At 73.9% G+C, this 17,260-nt stretch carries 14 protein-coding genes and 3 tRNA genes; 6 read left to right on the top strand and 11 right to left on the bottom strand.

Going from position 1 to position 17,260, the window contains the following annotated elements; genetic code table 11:
• Positions 1-21 precede the first annotated feature (21 nt).
• The 4 genes from SJ20_RS07905 to SJ20_RS07890 all read right to left on the bottom strand — a co-directional run bounded on the left by SJ20_RS07905 (position 22) and on the right by SJ20_RS07890 (position 2,815).
• Entirely contained in the window at positions 22-315 is a 294-nt protein-coding gene (locus SJ20_RS07905; protein WP_041103577.1) for a hypothetical protein, read from the bottom strand.
• 89 nt (positions 316-404) lie between these two features.
• A tRNA-Met gene (locus SJ20_RS07900) sits at positions 405-478 on the bottom strand.
• A gap of 60 nt (positions 479-538) precedes the next feature.
• A tRNA-Thr gene (locus SJ20_RS07895) sits at positions 539-610 on the bottom strand.
• 87 nt (positions 611-697) lie between these two features.
• Positions 698-2,815 carry a DEAD/DEAH box helicase gene (locus tag SJ20_RS07890; RefSeq protein WP_044659546.1) on the bottom strand — a complete coding sequence of 706 codons (2,118 nt, stop codon included), beginning with the start codon at positions 2,813-2,815 and terminating at the stop codon, positions 698-700.
• Between the two features lie 309 nt (positions 2,816-3,124).
• On the opposite strand from SJ20_RS07890, the gene SJ20_RS07885 reads away from it, so the two are divergent.
• Positions 3,125-3,754 carry a hypothetical protein gene (locus SJ20_RS07885; RefSeq protein ID WP_044659545.1) on the top strand — a complete coding sequence of 210 codons (630 nt, stop codon included), beginning with the start codon at positions 3,125-3,127 and terminating at the stop codon, positions 3,752-3,754.
• Positions 3,755-3,794: 40 nt separating this feature from the next.
• Here SJ20_RS07885 and SJ20_RS07880 read toward each other — a convergent pair whose 3' ends face one another.
• The 3 genes from SJ20_RS07880 to SJ20_RS07870 form a co-directional block, all read right to left on the bottom strand.
• Positions 3,795-5,003: an amidohydrolase gene (locus tag SJ20_RS07880; protein ID WP_044659544.1), complete on the bottom strand. Its 1,209-nt coding sequence runs from the start codon at positions 5,001-5,003 to the stop codon at positions 3,795-3,797.
• A 66-nt stretch (positions 5,004-5,069) separates the two neighbouring features.
• Entirely contained in the window at positions 5,070-6,329 is a 1,260-nt protein-coding gene (locus SJ20_RS07875; protein ID WP_082067610.1) for a cystathionine gamma-synthase, read from the bottom strand.
• A gap of 61 nt (positions 6,330-6,390) precedes the next feature.
• Complete coding sequence (locus SJ20_RS07870) at positions 6,391-7,956, bottom strand: pyridoxal-phosphate dependent enzyme (RefSeq protein WP_036317690.1); 1,566 nt, start codon at positions 7,954-7,956, stop codon at positions 6,391-6,393.
• A gap of 162 nt (positions 7,957-8,118) precedes the next feature.
• On the opposite strand from SJ20_RS07870, the gene SJ20_RS07865 reads away from it, so the two are divergent.
• Together SJ20_RS07865 and SJ20_RS07860 are read left to right on the top strand one after the other, a co-directional pair.
• Positions 8,119-9,147 (top strand): DNA-3-methyladenine glycosylase, encoded by a 1,029-nt coding sequence (locus SJ20_RS07865; protein WP_044659543.1) that lies wholly within the window; start codon positions 8,119-8,121, stop codon positions 9,145-9,147.
• 205 nt (positions 9,148-9,352) lie between these two features.
• Positions 9,353-9,817 (top strand): hypothetical protein, encoded by a 465-nt coding sequence (locus SJ20_RS07860; RefSeq protein ID WP_041103583.1) that lies wholly within the window; start codon positions 9,353-9,355, stop codon positions 9,815-9,817.
• 15 nt (positions 9,818-9,832) lie between these two features.
• On the opposite strand, the gene SJ20_RS07855 is transcribed toward SJ20_RS07860, so the two are convergent.
• Positions 9,833-11,587, bottom strand: a complete 1,755-nt coding sequence (locus SJ20_RS07855) for an AMP-binding protein (RefSeq protein WP_044659542.1) — start codon at positions 11,585-11,587, stop codon at positions 9,833-9,835.
• 220 nt (positions 11,588-11,807) lie between these two features.
• A tRNA-Tyr gene (locus SJ20_RS07850) sits at positions 11,808-11,889 on the bottom strand.
• A gap of 209 nt (positions 11,890-12,098) precedes the next feature.
• Here SJ20_RS07850 and SJ20_RS07845 point away from each other — a divergent pair.
• Both SJ20_RS07845 and SJ20_RS07840 read left to right on the top strand, forming a co-directional pair.
• On the top strand, positions 12,099-12,587 hold the full coding sequence (locus SJ20_RS07845) for a YajQ family cyclic di-GMP-binding protein (RefSeq protein WP_002856881.1): 489 nt from the start codon (positions 12,099-12,101) through the stop codon (positions 12,585-12,587).
• 40 nt (positions 12,588-12,627) lie between these two features.
• Positions 12,628-13,131: a hypothetical protein gene (locus SJ20_RS07840; RefSeq protein ID WP_036317679.1), complete on the top strand. Its 504-nt coding sequence runs from the start codon at positions 12,628-12,630 to the stop codon at positions 13,129-13,131.
• 187 nt (positions 13,132-13,318) lie between these two features.
• Here the strand turns inward: SJ20_RS07840 and SJ20_RS07835 are convergent, their stop codons facing one another.
• Together SJ20_RS07835 and SJ20_RS07830 are read right to left on the bottom strand one after the other, a co-directional pair.
• On the bottom strand, positions 13,319-14,614 hold the full coding sequence (locus SJ20_RS07835; protein ID WP_044659541.1) for an MFS transporter: 1,296 nt from the start codon (positions 14,612-14,614) through the stop codon (positions 13,319-13,321).
• Between the two features lie 41 nt (positions 14,615-14,655).
• Positions 14,656-16,074, bottom strand: coding sequence for an FAD-dependent oxidoreductase (locus SJ20_RS07830; protein WP_044659540.1), 1,419 nt, complete (start codon positions 16,072-16,074; stop codon positions 14,656-14,658).
• A gap of 142 nt (positions 16,075-16,216) precedes the next feature.
• On the opposite strand from SJ20_RS07830, the gene rarD reads away from it, so the two are divergent.
• Positions 16,217-17,236, top strand: a complete 1,020-nt coding sequence (gene rarD / locus SJ20_RS07825; RefSeq protein ID WP_044659539.1) for an EamA family transporter RarD — start codon at positions 16,217-16,219, stop codon at positions 17,234-17,236.
• The last annotated feature ends 24 nt before the right edge of the window (positions 17,237-17,260 follow it).

The raw sequence follows: 17,260 nt of genomic DNA, 5'->3' as shown, positions 1-17,260 counted from the left end.
GGTTCTCGACTGCCGTCCAGCCTAACGGCCGGGGCGCCGCTCCCCCTGCCGGCGGGCGGCCTGGCGGAAGCGCACGAGCTGAGCGGACAGGTGAACGGCGACGCCCGCGCCGAGCACGCCCAGGGCGGTCCCGGAGACGGCGAGGCGTCCGGTGGTGCCGCCGACGACCGCCAGCACGATGCCCACGAGGAACAGCGCGGAGCCGGTCAGCACGAGGGTCCGGTACAGCCGGGAGCCGTGCTCCCACGGGGAGACGAAGCCGCGGGGCGCGGCGGTGCCGCGGGTGGGCTGGTGGGCGGGGCGACGCGTGGACATGCCCGCCAGGCTACCGGGGCGACGGACGGGCCCCGGAACGCGAAAGGACCCGGCCCCTCCGAGGAGGTGACCGGGTCCGTCCGATTCCGTAGCGGCGGGGGGACTCGATCCCCCGACCTCACGATTATGAGTCGTGCGCTCTAACCAGCTGAGCTACGCCGCCACGACACGAGAACGCCCGCACTCACGGTTTTCACGCCGCGAGGGCGGGCTCTCATGTCAGAGCCCCGACCGGGAATCGATCCCGGGACCTCCATCTTACCAAGATGGCGCTCTACCACTGAGCTATCGGGGCAACGAGGTGAGACTCTACCAGGGCCCCGGGGCCGATGCAAAATCGGCCCCGGTCACGGCCTCCGGCGGGGTCGGCACCCCGGCGGAATCAGCGGCGGGCGCCCCGATCCGAGCGCTCCTGGGCGCCCCAGCGGGGCTTGCGGCCGCCGGGGCGTCCCCTGCGGTCGCCACGGAAGCTGCGGTCGTCCCGGTCCTTGCGGAAGCCGCCACGATCCTCGCGGGAGCCGCGGTCGTCCCGGTCCTTGCGGTACCCGCCGCGCTGGCCGCCGTCGCGGTCCCCGCGGAAGCCGCCGCGCTCGCCGCGCTCGCCGCGGTCCTTGCGGAAGCCGCCGCGGTCCTCGCCGTCGCGCTCGGCGCGGGTCGGGCGACCGGTGTCCTTGCGCAGGCCGAGGCGACGGCCGTTGATCTCCGCGTTGGCCGCGGCCTCGAGCTGGGCCGAGGTCAGGTCCGCCGGCAGCTCGACGAGCGAGTGGTTGCCGCGCAGGTCGATCGCGCCGATGGCGGAGGCGGGCAGGCCCACCTCGTTCGCCAGCGCGCCCACGATGTTGCCCGGCCGCACGCGGTCCTGGTGGCCGACGGCGATCCAGTACGTCGCGTTGCCGGCCGCGGGCTCCCGGGCCGGGCCACGCGAGCCGCGGCCGTCACTCGTGCCGCGCTCACGGCCGCCGTCGCGCCCACCCTCGCGGCCGCCGTCGCGGTCCTTGCGGCCGCGGGCGCCGCCGAACGGGATCTCCTGCTCGCGGGCCAGCAGCGGGCGGCCGCCCTGGGCCATCATGCCCAGTGCGGCGGCCACGCGCGCCGGCTCGGCCTCGTGCTCGTCGACGTACGCGGCGACGATCTCACCGAACACCGCCAGCTCCTCCTCCGAGGCGCGCTCGAGGGTGCGGGTGATGCCGTCGGCGAAGCGGCGCTTGCGGGCCGCGTTGACGTCGGCGACGGAGGGCACGGCCATCTCCTCGACCTGCTGGCGGGTGGTCCGCTCGATCTGCTTGAGCAGGAAGCGCTCACGCGGGGTCATGAAGAGCACGGCGTCGCCCTGTCGGCCGGCGCGGCCGGTGCGGCCGATGCGGTGCACGTAGGACTCGGCGTCCTGCGGGATGTCGTAGTTGACCACGTGCGAGATGCGCTCGACGTCCAGGCCGCGGGCGGCGACGTCGGTGGCCACGAGGATGTCCACGCGGCCGGCCTTCAGGTCCTCGACGGTCTTCTCGCGCTGCTTCTGGGCGATGTCGCCGGAGATGGCCACGGCCTTGAACCCGGCGCGCGTGAGCTTCTGGGCGAGCTCCTCGGTGCCGGCACGGGTGCGCACGAAGGCGATGACGCCGTCGTGCTCCTCGGTCTCGAGGATCCGGCTCAGGGCCTCGAACTTCCACTGGTGGCCCACCTGGAGGTAGCGCTGGCGGATGGTGGCGGACGTCGTCGACTGACGGGCGACGGCCACCTCCTCCGGGGCGTTCAGGTACTGGGCGGAGATGCGGCGGATGGCCGGGGGCATGGTGGCGGAGAACAGGGCGGTCTGCTTCGTGTCCGGGGTGGAGGCGAGGATGCGGTCCACCTCCTCCGCGAAGCCCATGCGCAGCATCTCGTCCGCCTCGTCCAGCACGAGGGTCTGCAGGTCGGAGAGGTCCAGCGAGCCGCGCTCGAGATGGTCGATCACGCGGCCCGGCGTGCCGACGACGACCTGCGCGCCCCGGCGCAGTCCGGCCAGCTGCGGGCCGTACGGGGAGCCACCGTAGACGGCGAGCACGGAGACGTCGTCGAGGTGCTTGGCGTAGCTGTCGAAGGCGTCGGCCACCTGGAGGGCGAGCTCGCGGGTCGGGGCGAGCGCGAGCACCTGCGGGGTGTCCGCGCGCCCGGTCACGTCCGTGGTCTCGGCGAGGCGGGACAGGGCCGGCAGCGCGAACGCGCCGGTCTTGCCGGTGCCGGTCTGGGCCAGGCCCACGACGTCGCGGCCGTCCAGCAGCAGCGGGATGGTCGCCTCCTGGATCGGCGAGGGGCGGGTGTAGCCCAGGTCCTCGACGGCGGCCAGCACGCGGGCGTCCAGGCCGAGGTCCAGGAAGGTGGGGCCGGCGGGCCCGGCCGGGGCCTCGGGGGCGGCGGGCTCGGCGGCGTCGACCTGCGGGACGGTCCCGGTGGCCTCCTGCTCCGCCTCGGCGAGCTCGGGGGCGACCTCGGCGGTGGTCTGGGGATCGAGGATGTCGGACATGGGTCCTCCTGTGGGGATGCGCGGGCGCACGCCGGAGGACGTCGGTCGCGGGTCGACGTCGTGGGGCGCAGGGGCCAGCTGGGTCAGATGATTCCGTCCACCCGGCAGCCCCCGAGGGCCACGACGTTCGTGACCCGCACACACATCTGCACAGACATCTGCAGTCCGGCGTGGCACACGCGTCCACGCTCATTCATCACAGGGGGAGAGACCGGATCCGGTCCGCCCAGTCTACGCCACCGGATCCCGGGCCGGGCTGTGCCCTCGGACACCCCGGCCGCGCACCGGCCGGGGCGATAGGCTCGGCAGGTGCCCCAGAACAGCGAAGACCGCCCCCTCGCCCGCGGGCTCGGCCGGGCCGCCGGCCGTGCCGCCCAGTCCTTCCGGGAGAATCAGCGGGCCGACGACGCACGGCTGCGCGCCGAGCGCGCCCGCCTCACCGCCGAGGACGAGGAGCGCCTGGAACGGCGCCGCGCGGACCGCGAGCGCGACCTGGTCGCGCGGGACGCGGCCGAGTCCGATGCCGGCCTCGTCCACCCGCTCCTGAAGGTCGCGCGCCTCTACTGGCTCGCGGTCACCGTGGTGCTGGTCGGCATCGCGGGCGCGTTCCTCTGGAACGGGGCCCGCGCACAGGACAGCGGCGAGCCCGTCATCGATCCGCTCACCGGCATGGAGTCGGTGGGCGTGCTGGGCGGCGCGACGGGGCAGTTCACGATGGGCACCGCCGTCGCCCTGCTGGCCGCGGCGTCCCTGTGGGGCTGGATCGGTCTGCTGCGCCGCCGTCGTTCGGCGATCGGGACCCTGACGTTCATCGCCGTCCTGCTGGCCGCCCCCGCGTTCCTGCGGGCCAACGGCCTGCTGATCATCCTCGCCGTCGTGATGCTCCTGGGCGCCGCGCTCGTCTGGCTGCCGCCCGTGCGCTCGCGCGTGCGGCGCTGAGCCCGCGCGTCCCGCCCCCGCCGCCGGGCGGCGGCGCCGCTCAGTCCTCCACGGGACGGGCGGAGGCGACGACGGGCCGGGCCGTGGCGAGGTCGTACTCCATGACCTGACGGCCGCCGATCCACACGCGCAGGGCCCGCTGCATGACATCGAGCGGGTCGCCGGACCAGAGCACCAGGTCGGCATCCTTGCCCACCTCGAGGGAGCCGATGCGGTCGTCCAGCCCGAGCACGCGCGCGGGATGCAGGGTGATGGCGCGCAGGGCGGTCTCCCGGTCCAGGCCCTCCTTCACCGACAGCGCCGCCTGGTAGACGAGGAAGTCGATGGGCACCACCGGGTGGTCGGTGATGATGCTGATCTCGACGCCGGCCCGCGCCAGACGGCCCGGGTTGCGCATCGAGCGGCCCCGCAGCTCCGGCTTGGACTTGGTGGTGAACAGCGGGCCGATCAGCACCGGCACGCCGCGGGCCGCGAGCTGGTCGGCCAGCGGGTGCGCCTCGGTGCCGTGGTCCAGGACGAGGTCGTAGCCGAACTCGTCGGCCAGGCGCAGGGCGGTGGCGACGTCGTCGGTGCGGTGGCAGTGCTGGCGCCAGGGGATCGTGCGCTCCAGGACGAGGGCGAGGGCGTCGAGGTGGGGGTCGCGGGTGAAGGGCTTGTCCTCGCGCTCGGCCTCCGCGCGGCGGGCCATGTAGCCCTGCGCCCGCAGGAACGCCTCGCGGATCACGAGGGCGGTGCCCAGCCGCGTGGACGGGGTGCGGCCCTTCTCCTTGTAGACGTTCTTGGGGTTCTCGCCGAGGGCGGACTTCACGCCCGAGGGACTGCGCAGCACCATCTCGTCCACGGTGCGTCCGTGGGTGTGCAGCGCCACCGCCTGGCCGCCGATCGGGTTGCCCGAGCCGGGGTTCACGTTCACGGTGGTCACCCCGCCGGCCAGGGCGTCCTTCCAGCCCGGCTCGTTCGGGTCGACGGCGTCGATCGCCCGCACCCCGGCCATCACCGGGTCCGTCATCTCGTTGACGTCCGCGGTCGCACCGACCTCGCCCTCGGCGTGCATGCCGAGGTGGACGTGGGCGTCCACGAAGCCGGGCAGCAGCCAGCGCCCCTCGCAGTCCACCACCTCGGCGCCGTCGGGCGCCTCGACGTCGGGGCCGAGCGCGGTGATGCGGCCGTCCTCGACGAGCAGGGTGCCGTCGAACGGCTCGGCGGCGATGGGGACGACATGGGCGTTGACGAAGGCGGTGAGGGTCATGCCCGTCACACTACGCCGCCGGGTGCTCCCCACCCGTGCGCTAGACCTCTGGCGGACGTCGGCGGGTCAGAGGCTGCCCAGAGCCCGCTCCAGGTCCGCCACGAGGTCCTCGGCGTCCTCGATGCCCACCGACAGGCGCAGCAGGTCGTCCGGCACGGCCAGCTCGGTGCCGGCCACGGAGGCGTGGGTCATCTCCGCCGGGTAGTTCATCAGCGACTCGATGCCGCCCAGGGACTCGGCGAGCTGGAACAGGCGGGTCGACTCGGCCACGCGGCGGGCCGCCGCGGCGCCGCCGGACAGGCGCAGCGAGACCATGCCGCCGAAACCGCGCATCTGGCGCTGCGCGAGGTCATGGCCGGGGTGGTCCGGCAGCCCCGGGTAGAGCACCTGGGAGACCTCGGCGCGGCCGGTGAGCCACTCGGCGACGGCCTGGGCGTTGGCCTGGTGGCGGTCCATGCGCACCCCGAGCGTCTTGAGGCCGCGCGTGGTCAGGTACGCGTCCATGGGCCCGTTCACGGCCCCCGCCGCGAACTGCTGGAACTTCACCTGTTCGGCGAGTGCGGCGTCCGGGATCACGAGCGCCCCGCCGATCACGTCCGAGTGGCCGCCGATGTACTTCGTGGTGGAGTGCACCACCACGTCCGCGCCGAGGGCGATCGGGGACTGCAGGTACGGCGTCGCGAAGGTGTTGTCCACCACGAGCAGGGCGCCGTGCGCGTGGGCCGCCTCGGCGACCGCGGCGACGTCGGAGATCTTCATCATCGGGTTCGACGGGGTCTCCAGCCACACCATGACCGGTCCCGTGGCGGCGGCGCGCTCGACGGCGGCGGCGACCTGCTCGGCGTCCCCCATGTCCACGACGACGTGCTCCACGCCCCACGGGGCGAGCACGCGGGAGATGAGGCGGTAGGAGCCGCCGTACACGTCGTTGCCGAGCACGATCGTCATGCCCGGCCGGCCCGCGCCCATGATCAGCGCGGTCTCCGCGGCCAGGCCGGAGGCGAACGTGAGGCCGGTGGCCCGGGGGGCGCCGGACTCGTCGACGCCGGCCTCGAGCGCGGCCAGCTGCTCCTGCAGCGCGTCCCGGGTGGGGTTGGTGCCGCGGCCGTAGTCGTAGCCGCGCCGCAGCTCGCCGACGGCCGTGGGCGCGTAGGTGCTCGAGAGGTGGATCGGCGGGACGACGGCGCCGAACACCTCGTCCAGGTGCTGGCCCGCGTGCACGGCGCGCGTGCCGAAGCCTCCCCCCTGGGGGTGGGCGGCGGCGTCTTCGGCGCCGGTGTCGGGGGTGGTGGCGTGCGGGTCCTCGTGGACGTTCTGCTCGGTCATCTCGGGAGCCTCCTCGGAGAGATCGGGTCGGGTGGGGCGGGCGCGGCCGGTGCGGCCGGCCTCAGGCGGTGACGTGGGCGAGGACGTCGTGCAGGGTGACGACGCCCTGGACGCGGCCGGCCTCGAGCACCAGCAGCACGGGGTCCTGGGCGAGGCGCCGGGCCACGGCGCGCAGCGGGGTGCGCGCCCCCAGGCAGGGCAGCACGGGGCCCATGACGTCGGCCACGGGGGTCTGCGCGGTGGCCCGCCCCTCAGCGAGGGCGTCCGCGAGCGCGGCGGAGGAGACGGTGCCGCGGACCTCGCCGATCCGCAGGTCGTGCCGGGGCTCGAGGATCACGGGCAGGGCGTCGACGCCGTACCGGTTCATGGTCGCCACGGCGTCCGCCACCGAGGTGGTCGGGGCCGCGGTGACGAGGGTGGGCACGGAGCCCGGGAACAGGTCGGCCTTCTCGGTCAGCAGCTCCCCCGCCGTCGCGGACCAGCGGTCGGCCTCGGCGGGGGCGCCCGCGCGGGTCGCCGGCTCGGCGTCGGCGTGCTCGAGCACCTCGACGGGCGTGCCGGCCCCGCCGGCGGCCCCCGTGGCGCCGTCGTCGTCCATCTGCGGGACCGCCGAGCGGGTGCGCCCGCGCGCCCACGCCGGCAGCACGGTCTCGCGGACGTCGTAGTCGAAGCCGCGCTCGTCCATCCACGGGTCGTTGAAGATCTTGGCGAGGTAGCCGCGGCCCGAGTCGGGCAGCACGATCACCATGACGTCCTCCGGGCCGAGCTCGCGGGCGGCGCGCAGGCCGGCGACGACGGCCAGACCGGAGGAGCCGCCCACGAGCAGGCCCTCCTCGGCGGCGAGGCGGCGGGTCATGGCCAGGGCCTCGGCGTCCTCGACGGCGATGACCTCGTCCGGGACCGCGGGGTCGTAGTTGTCCACCCACATGTCCTCGCCGACACCCTCGACGAAGTAGGGCCGGCCGGCGCCGCCGGAGTACACCGAGCCGCTGGGGTCCGCGCCGATCACGCGGACCGGACCGGACGGGCGGTCCGCCGAGACCTCCTTGAGGTAGCGGCCGGTGCCCGTGATGGTGCCGCCCGTGCCGGCGCCCATCACGACGTGGGTGACGCGGCCGGCCGTGTCCTCCCAGATCTCGGGGCCGGTGGTCTCGTAGTGGGAGGCCGGGGCGGCGGGGTTGAAGAACTGGTTGGGCTGATAGGCCCCGGGGATCTCCCGCACGAGGCGGTCGGCGACCCCGTAGTAGGACTCCTCGGACGTCGGGTCCACGGCGGTGGGCGTGACGACGAGCTCGGCGCCGTACGCGCTGAGCACGTCCCGCTTCTCCTGACCCACCTTGTCCGGGGTGACGAACACGGTGCGGTAGCCCTTGAGCTGCGAGACCAGGGCCAGCCCCACGCCCGTGTTGCCCGAGGTGGGCTCCACGACGGTGCCGCCCGGGCCGAGCAGGCCCTCGCGCTCGGCCTCCTCGATCATCTTCAGCGCGATGCGGTCCTTCACGGAGCCGCCGGGGTTCAGGTACTCGACCTTCACCAGGACGGTGGCCTCGATGCCCTCCGTCACGGAGTGCAGCTTCACGAGCGGGGTGTGCCCGATCAGCTCGAGGACGTTCTCGGCGTACTGCATGGGCTGCGCAGGGGTGGGCGCGGGGGTCTTTTCACTCACGCACCCCACGCTACGCCAGGGGCCGGACGCCGAAGGAGGGCTCCGGACACGCGGGGCAACGCCCGGCGTGCGCGCCGTCACGGCCGACGTCGTCCTGTCCGGGCCCGGGTGTACGGTGCGGGCATGACCGCCCCGGACGCCGAGCGCCGCGTGCGCGTGCCCGTCCCCGTGGACGTCGCGCTCACCCTGCGCCCCCTGCAGCGCGGTGCGGCCGACCCCACGGTCCGCGCCACACCGCAGGGCGTCTGGCTCACTCTGCGCTCCCCCGCCCCGGACGTGGCGTCGGGCGGCCCGGGCCGGCCGACGTCGTTGCTGGTCTCCGGCGTCCGGGAGGCCGCAGGGGGCGGCACCGCGGTGACGGCCCGCGCGTGGGGCGCGGGCGCGAGCGCCGCCGTCGCCGGCGTGGAACGCCTGCTCGGCCTGCACGACGACGGCTGGGACGCCTTCGACGCCCTGCTGCGGCCGGACTCCGGCGCGCCCGCGCTGCCGCCGCACGTGCGCGAGGCGCGGCGGATGCGGGCCGGGCTGCGGCTGCCGGCGGCGGGCGCGCTGTCCCGGCAGCTGCTCACCGCCGTGCTCGAGCAGAAGGTCACCCACGACCAGGCGCGGCACGGCTGGCGCACCCTCGTGCGGCTGGCCGCCCGGATCGACGACGACGGGCCCGCCCCCGGCCCGGTGCCGCCGGGGATGCTGCCGCCGCCGACCCCGGCCGCCGTCCTGCGGATCCCCTCGTGGGACTGGCATGCGCGGGCCTGGGTGCAGCCCTCCCAGTCGCGGACCATGCTGGAGGTCGCCCGGCGGGCCGCGAGCATCGACCGGCTCGGCGACGCGGTCGCCCCCGGGGACACGGCCGGGGTGGCCGCGCTGGCCCGGCGCCTGGAGTCGGTGCCCGGGATCGGGCCGTGGACCACGGCCGAGGCGCTGCAGCGCAGCCACGGGGCGGCGGACCTCGTCTCCGTGGGCGACTACCACCTGGCGCAGTACGTGGGGCAGGTCCTCACGGGACGCCGGACCGACGACGCCGGGATGCTCCGCCTGCTCGCGCCATGGGCCGGGCACCGGCAGCGGGTGGTGCGGATGATCGGGCTCTCCGGAGAGCGCAAGCAGGCGTTCGGGCCCAAGCTCGCCCCGGCCGACCACCGCGCCCACTGACGCGACGCCGGGCCGGCCGAGGCCGTGCCGGCGCGTCCGCGCGACCCCTCCGCTCCTGCACAGGCCGCTGCTCCCGGCGTGTCCTCCCCAGCCCCGGCCGGGTCCGGCCGGCCGCCCGCCCCGGGTTCCTAGCGTGGGCGATGCCGCTCCGACCGGTGCGGCGCCGCCGGGACCCTGATGAGTCCCCACCCGGGAGGAGACCGCCATGACCACCGCCTTCGAGCCCCGCCCGCACACCGCCGCCGCCCCGCGCGAACCCGACCCGCACGGCCCCGGCACGCCCGGCTCCCTGCGTCCGGGCGAGCGCGGCTCCGTGCTCATCGTGACCCGCCACCCCGACCCGGACGAGGCCATGCGGCACGCGATGGCCTGGATCACCGCCTTCGAGGAGGACTGCGGCCTCGTGCTGGACACGGACGAGACCGCGCTCTACGCCGTCGGCCGAGCGGGCGACCTGGGTGAAGCCCTGCGTCGCGGCCCCCTGGTCCACGAGGACGGCAGCCCCGCCGACACCTCCGCGTTCGTGGACGCGGTGCTCGCGGACGGCACGTGGCGCCTGCGCGACGCCGACCCGCGGGCGTGGTCGACCACGTACCGTGCCACGATCCTGGGCGCCGCCCCCGAGGCGGTCTGCACCATCTGGGACGTGTTCCCGCTGCCCGCCGCCTGAGGGTGACGGTCGTCGTCAGCCCGCACCCTGGGCGTGGGCCTGGGCCTGGACGACCTTCGCGCCCTCTTCGCGCAGCTCGACCTTGCGGACCTTGCCGGAGACGGTCATGGGGAAGGCGTCGAGCACGCGGACGTAGGCCGGGATCTTGAAGTGCGCGATCCGGCCCGTGGCGAACTCGCGGACGGCGTCCACGGTGAGCGGCTCGACGCCGTCCTTCATGATCACGCAGGCCATGAGCTGCTCGCCGTACTTCTCGTCCGGCACGCCCACCACCTGGACGTCCTGGATGTCCGGGTGGGTGTAGAGGAACTCCTCCACCTCGCGCGGGGAGATGTTCTCGCCGCCGCGGATCACGAGGTCCTTGATGCGGCCCTCGATGCGCACGGAGCCGTCCTCGTCCATGGAGGCGAGGTCGCCGGAGTGCATCCAGCCGTCGGCGTCCAGCACCTCGGCGGTCTTCTCGGGGGCGTCCCAGTAGCCGAGCATCACGGAGTAGCCGCGGGTGCACAGCTCGCCCGTGGCCCCGCGCGGGACGACCTCACCGGTGGCGGGGTCCACGATCTTCGTCTCCACGTGGGGCATGGTGCGGCCGACGGTCTGGGTGCGCACCTCCAGGGAGTCGTCGCGGCGGGTCATGGTGGACACGGGCGCGGTCTCCGTCATGCCGTAGCAGATGGCGACCTCGGACATGTGGAACCGGTCGATGACCTTCTTCATCACCTCGACGGGGCACGTGGAGCCGGCCATCACGCCGGTGCGCAGCGTCGTCAGGTCCAGCTCGTCCGCCTCGGGCCGGGCGAGCATGGCGATGAACATCGCCGGCACGCCGTACAGGCTCGTCGCGCCGGTGGCGGCGACGGCCCGCAGCGCCGAGACCGGCTCGAAGCTGCGCGCCGGGATGACGGCGAGCGAGCCATGGGAGACGGTGGCGATCACGCCGATCACCATGCCGAAGCAGTGGAAGAACGGCACCGGGATCACCACGGTGTCCTCCTCCGTGTAGCCCAGCAGCTCGCCGATGTGGAAGCCGTTGTTCAGCACGTTGCGATGCGTCAGCGTGACGCCCTTGGGGAAGCCGGTGGTGCCCGAGGTGTACTGCAGGTTCACGGGGTCCGCCGGCCGGGTGGCGGCCTCGCGCGCGGCCAGGTCCTCGTCCGAGACCCGCGCGGCCCCGGCCAGGAAGGCGGCCCACGTGCCCTCGGCCACGGGATCGGCGGCGTGCCGGCCGGCCACGTCACCGTCCTGCACGTGGGCGTAGGCGTCCTCGCCGCTCCCGGCCGGCAGCATGATCAGCTGCCGCAGGTGCGGCGCCGACTCACGGGCCACGGCCCGCGCGGTGGCGGGCGGGTCCATGCGTGCGTCCGCGCAGGCCACCACCAGCCCGCGCATGTCGCACTGCTCGACCACGTACGTCAGCTCGTGGGCGCGGTACGCCGGGTTGAGGTTCACGAGGATGACGCCGGCGCGTGCCGCGCCGTAGAGCAGCGAGACCCACTCGGCGACGTTGGGGCTCCACATCCCGATCCGGTCCCCCGCCTCGTAGCCCGCAGCCATGAGCGCCTTGGCCACCGTCACGGACTCCTCCCGCAGCTGCCCGTAGGTCCAGGTGCGTCCGGTGGCAGGGTCCCCGTCCGGTCCACACTCCAGGAGGGCGGCGCGGTCGGCGAACCGGCGGGCGGTGTCGTCGAGGTTCTGGGCCAGGGTCTGCTCGAGCAGCTCGACGTCGGTCGGTCCCTGGGTGAAGGACTCGGGGGCGGTGGACTCGGTCATCGGGCGCTCCTCGCGGACGGTCGGGCGACGCCGCACGGCGTCACGATGCACGGCCGTGCCGCCGCCGGACCGCGGAGGGCATCGGGTGTGACACGGACCACAGGCAGGCTACGTCGCCTGGCGGGAGGCCGCCACCTCCCGGGGCGGGGACGCGGGGTGTGCCACGGCCCCGGACGGCAGAAGACCCCGGGACCGTACGGTCCCGGGGTCTTCGTTCCGGTGGCAGATACTGGATTCGAACCAGTGAAGGCAGTGCCAGCTGATTTACAGTCAGCCCCCTTTGGCCGCTCGGGAAATCTGCCGTGCCACCCGGCGGCTGCCGGACGTCTCGAGGACGACCGCACCGGTCGGGCGAGAGTCCACTGTACAGCATCTCCGCGCCACGCCGCCAATCGGCCCGGGACCGCGTCCGTCGTCCCCGGTAGGCTGGCCCGCAGAGCGCTCCGCGCGGCCCCGCAGTGGCCGTCGACGACGGGCGCGCCCCGTCCGCAGACCCTGAAGGAGAGCACCCGTGGCCAGCGATTCCACGTTCGACGTCGTCAGCAAGGTGGACAGCCAGGAGGTGTCCAACGCCCTGAACCAGGCGCAGAAGGAGATCGCCCAGCGCTACGACTTCAAGGGCGTCGGCGCCGAGATCGACTTCTCCGGCGAGAAGATCCTCATGAAGGCCTCCTCCGAGGAGCGCGTCAAGGCCGTCAAGGACGTGTTCGAGTCCAAGCTCGTCAAGCGCGGCATCTCCCTCAAGTCCCTCGACGCCGGCGCCCCGTTCGCCTCCGGCAAGGAGTACCGCATCGAGGCGACCATGAAGGAGGGCATCGACCAGCCCACCGCGAAGAAGATCACCAAGCTGATCCGCGACGAGGGCCCCAAGTCCGTCAAGGCCCAGATCCAGGGGGACGAGCTGCGCGTGTCCTCCAAGTCCCGCGACGACCTGCAGTCGGTCATCGCGATGCTCAAGGACTTCGAGGACGCGGACCTGCAGTTCGTGAACTTCCGCTGATCCGCACGCCGTCTCCCCTCCGAGCCCACCAGGAGTCCCCATGCTGTACCTGATCGACCCTCGCGGGGCCGTGTGGTCCGCCGACACCACGATCGGCCGGGCGCGGGCCCGGGCCCGCGTGGACGGCCGCCCGGTCGACGACCTGAAGTTCACCAAGGCCGCCATGCTCCTGACCTTCGAGGACCATGTGGACCTCGCGCTGCGTCACGGCATCGCCGCCCCGCGCGGCCTCCTCCTCGACCACGGGTTCGTGGCCCAGGTGCTCGCCCCCGCGAACCTGAAGGCCCAGCGCGCCAACCAGGACGCGATCGCCGAGCAGCTCGCGGTGGTGGAGCGTCGCACGGAGGACGTCGGATCGCTGCGCTCCCACCGGCACGCGGCCGCCTACGAGGGCGCGGACCAGGATCTGGAGCGCCGCATCAAGAAGGCGGAGGAGGCGGCCCGCGAGACGCTCCAGGCGGCCCCGGACGAGGACCTCGTCCGCCACTGGACGCGCCTGGGCGGCGCGGTGCCGGCCACGCTCCAGGCCGACCGCGACCGCTGACCCGCCGGCCGCCGTCGTCGTGGTGGCTCCCGTGGACGGCGGCTCAGGCTGCCGCGAGCCAGACGTTTCGGCGGTTTCGCGGCCCGATCTGCAGCAGAATCATCTGGCTCACGGGCAGAAACGTCTGGCTCGGCGCTCCTCGGCGGTCGCGGGCTCGCAGCCTCCCGCCACGGAACCCCGCGCCCGCTCAGGGTGTGGGGTTCCGCGCGTCGTAGCGCAGGAAGCCGGGCTCCCACCGCATCAGCGCGGTCACGCCGAGCATGCACAGCACACCGCCGGCCAGCAGGGTCGGCCCCTCCCCCAGGCCCACGGAGGCGCCGCCGGTGAGCAGCTCGCCCAGGCGCGGCCCGCCCGCCACCACGACGACGAACACGCCCTGCAGCCGGCCGCGCAGGTGGTCCGGGGTCGCGGACTGCAGGATCGAGCCGCGGAAGACGCCGGAGAGCGAATCCGCGGCCCCGCCCACCGCCATGCACAGCGCGGCGAGGGCGAACGCGAGCGTGAGGCGGGGATCGCCGTCGGGCAGGGACTGCGCCCACCACACCACGCCGCCGAACGCGGCCACCGCCGCGCCCCACACGAGGATCGAGACGTACACGCCCCAGCCCTGCGCATGCAGGCGTGTGAACGGCGCGGAGAACAGCCCCGCGAGGAACGCGCCCGCCGCCATCGCGGCCAGCAGCACGCCGACGGCGGCCTCACCGCCGCCGAGCACCACGGCGCCGATGGCGGGCAGCAGGGCGCGCGGGAACGCCGTCGTCATGGCCACGATGTCCGCGAGGAAGGTCATCCGCAGGTTCGGTCGCGAGCCGAGGAAGCGCAGGCCCTCGACCACCGAGGCCAGGCCCCCGCGCGTCCCCGAGGCGGCCGCGGCCTCGCCCCGCTGCGGCGGCAGGGACGGCAGCCGCCACACGGCGTACAGGGCGGCGAGGAAGGTGACGACGTCGATCGAGTAGGTCCACGCGTAGCCGACCGCCGCCACGAGCACGCCGCCCAGCACGGGGCCGACCATCAGGGCCACGGAGAACGTCATCATGTTCAGCGCGTTCGCCGCCGGCACGAGCGGCAGGCCCACGAGCGCGGGGATGATCGCGCCGCGGGTGGGCTGGTTGATGCCGGACGCGCCGGAGTGCAGGGCCACGAGGGCGTACAGCACCGGCACCGACTCGAGCCCGGCCCAGGCCTGCGCGGCGATGCCGACCGTGGTCAGCCACATGACGGCCGACGAGGTCAGTGCGACGCGGCGGCGGTCGTGCCGGTCCGCGATCGCGCCGCCGTACAGGCCCGCGACCACGAGCGGCACGAGCGCGGCGAGGCCGAGCAGGCCCACCGCGAACGAGGAGCCGGTCAGGGCGAACACCTCGAGGGACACCGCCACGAGCGTGAGCTGCGTGCCCACGTACGCGAGCGTGTTGCCGAGCCACAGCCGCCGGTAGGCGGGTGAGACCCGCAGCGGGGTGATGTCGACGAGGAGGCGGGCCACCCCGGAAGCCTAGCGCCGGGGCGGCCAGGGCCCGCCCCGGATCAGGCGGTCGGGACGGAGGCCCCGTCGCGGGAGATGCGGGTCATCTCCTCCCGGTCCACGACCTTCACCCGCTCCCGCGCCACCGGACCGGCCTCCGTCGCCTGCGCACCCAAGGACTTCTCGTGGTCATCCAGAGCATGCCAGCCGGCCCACGTGGTGTACGGCACCTCACGGGACTCGAGCAGCTCGATCACCGACTCCTCGGAGGGCTCCTGGGCCGTCCACAGCCCCGGCTCGTCCTCGATCAGATGCTTGATCGTCTCCAGGGAGTCACCCTTGGTGTGCCCGATCAGGCCCACCGGGCCCCGCTTGATCCACCCCGAGGCGTACAGGCCCGGCACGGGGGCACCGTCCGCGTCGAGCACCCGGCCCTGCGCGTTCGGGATCACCCCGCGCACCTCATCGAACTCCACCCCCTCCACGGGCGAACCGAAGTAGCCCACCGCCCGGTAGATCGCCTGCACCGGGTAGTCCACGGTCTCGTCCGTCGGGCGGACCCCACCGGAACCGTCCAGCTCCATTCGGCGCATCCGCAGGCCGTCCACCCGGCCGTCGCCGTCCTCGTCCAGGAACTCCTCGGGGGCCTGGAGGAAATGCAGGTGCAGCCGACGCGAGGCGCTCTGCTGACGGTCCTCCTGCTCCATGAGCCAGTTCGTCAGCGTGCCCACCATGGTGCGGACCTGGTTGTTCTCCTCGATCGCCTTCTCCGAGGCCTCATCGAAGTCGAAGTCCTCCTCGTACAACACGATGTCCACATCCCGGGAGTGCGCCAGCTCCCGCAGCTCCAGCGGGGTGAACTTCACCTGCGCCGGCCCGCGCCGACCGAACACGTGCACGTCCGTGACCGGGGAGGCGGCCAGGTCCCGGTACACGTTGTCCGGGATCTCGGTGGGCAGCAGGTCCTCGGCATGCTTGGACAGGATCCGGGCCACATCCAGGGCCACGTTCCCGTTGCCGATCACCGCCACCTGCGTGGCCTCCAACGGCCAGTGCCGCGGCACATCCGGGTGCCCGTCATACCAGGACGCGAAGTCGGCGCCACCGAACGAGCCGGCCAACTCCACCCCGGGAACGTCCAGGGCCGCGTCCCGCACGGCCCCGGTGGAGAACACGATCGCGTCGTAATGCCGACGCAGATCCGCCAGGCTCAGGTCCGTGCCGTAGTCCACGTTCCCGAGGAAACGGATGTCCCCGCGGTCCATGACCTTGTGCAGGGCGGTGACGATGCCCTTGATGCGCGGGTGGTCCGGGGCCACCCCGTAGCGGATGAGGCCGAACGGGGCCGGGTACCGGTCGAACAGGTCGATGCTGACCCGGAAGTCCCGTTCCTCCTTGGTCAGGATGTCCGCCGTGTACACCCCGGCGGGTCCGGCACCGATGATGGCGATGCGCAACGGGCGGTCAGGGCGAACGGTCACGGTGGGTGGGTCCTTTTCGACGACGGCGGGGCACGCCGGCGGAGCGCGGGGCAAGGCCCGGCACCGGCGCGCGGGATCGACCCCCCAGTCTACCGCCGTGACCGGGAGGAACCTGGGTGAGAGTGCTCACCCGGACCGTACAGTGGTCCGCGTGAGCCCCTCCTCCCCCGCTGTCCGGCCCGGCGTGACCCCCGACGGCGCCGCCCCCGACACCGGCGCCCTGCCCACCGTCTCCCCCGCCCCGGCCGATGACCCGCGTGGGCTGGCCCTCGGCTTCACCGCCTACTTCGTGTGGGGCCTGCTGCCGCTCTACATGGCGGTGCTCGCGCCCGCCGGGGCCCTGGAGATCGTGGTGGTGCGCATCGGCTTCGCCCTGATCTTCTGCCTGCTGCTGCTGACCGTGATGCGCCGCCTGCGCGAGCTGGGGACGGCGCTGGCCACGCCCGGCCGCTGGGGCACCACGGGTCTGGCCGCCGGGATCATCGCGGTGAACTGGCTGCTGTACGCGGTCTCGGTCACCACGGGCAACGTGCTCCAGGCGTCGCTGGGCTACTTCATGAACCCGCTGGTGAATGTCCTGCTCGGCGTGCTCTTCCTCGGGGAGCGGCTGCGGCGGGGCCAGTGGGTGGCCGTCGGGATCGCGGTGGCCGCCGTCGTCGTGATGTCCGCGGCGATGGGGCAGGTGCCGTGGATCGCGCTCGGGCTGGCCACCTCGTTCGGGCTCTACGGCTTCGTGAAGAAGCGCTTCCCCTCCCCCGTGCACGCGGTGACCGCGATGACCGCCGAGACCGTGGTGCTGATCCCCGTGTTCGTGGTGGGCAGCGTGCTGCTGGCGCAGGCCGGGCTGCTCACCACCGTCACCGAGGGGCCCGGCCACTTCTGGCTCATGGCCGGGCTCGGCGTGCTCACCGCCGTTCCGCTCATCCTGTTCTCGGCGGCGGCCCGCTCCCTGACGCTGACCACGCTCGGGATGCTGCAGTACACGGCGCCCATCCTGCAGTTCCTCGTGGCGGTCACGGTCCTCGGCGAGCAGATGCCCGCGGCCCGCTGGGCGGGCTTCGGGCTCATCTGGCTCTCGCTGGCGGTCTTCACCCTCGACCAGCTGAACGCCTCCCGCCTGCAGCGTCGGGCGGTCCGGGCCGGGCAGGGCGCGCACGCCTAGATGTAGGAGGGCATGACGTTGTTG

The sequence above is a fragment of the Micrococcus sp. MS-ASIII-49 genome (genome assembly GCF_000946635.1).
Classification (GTDB): Bacteria; Actinomycetota; Actinomycetes; order Actinomycetales; family Micrococcaceae; genus Micrococcus; species Micrococcus luteus.
Note: the sequence above shows the minus strand (reverse complement) of the source record. Positions and strands in the feature narration are given on the sequence as shown.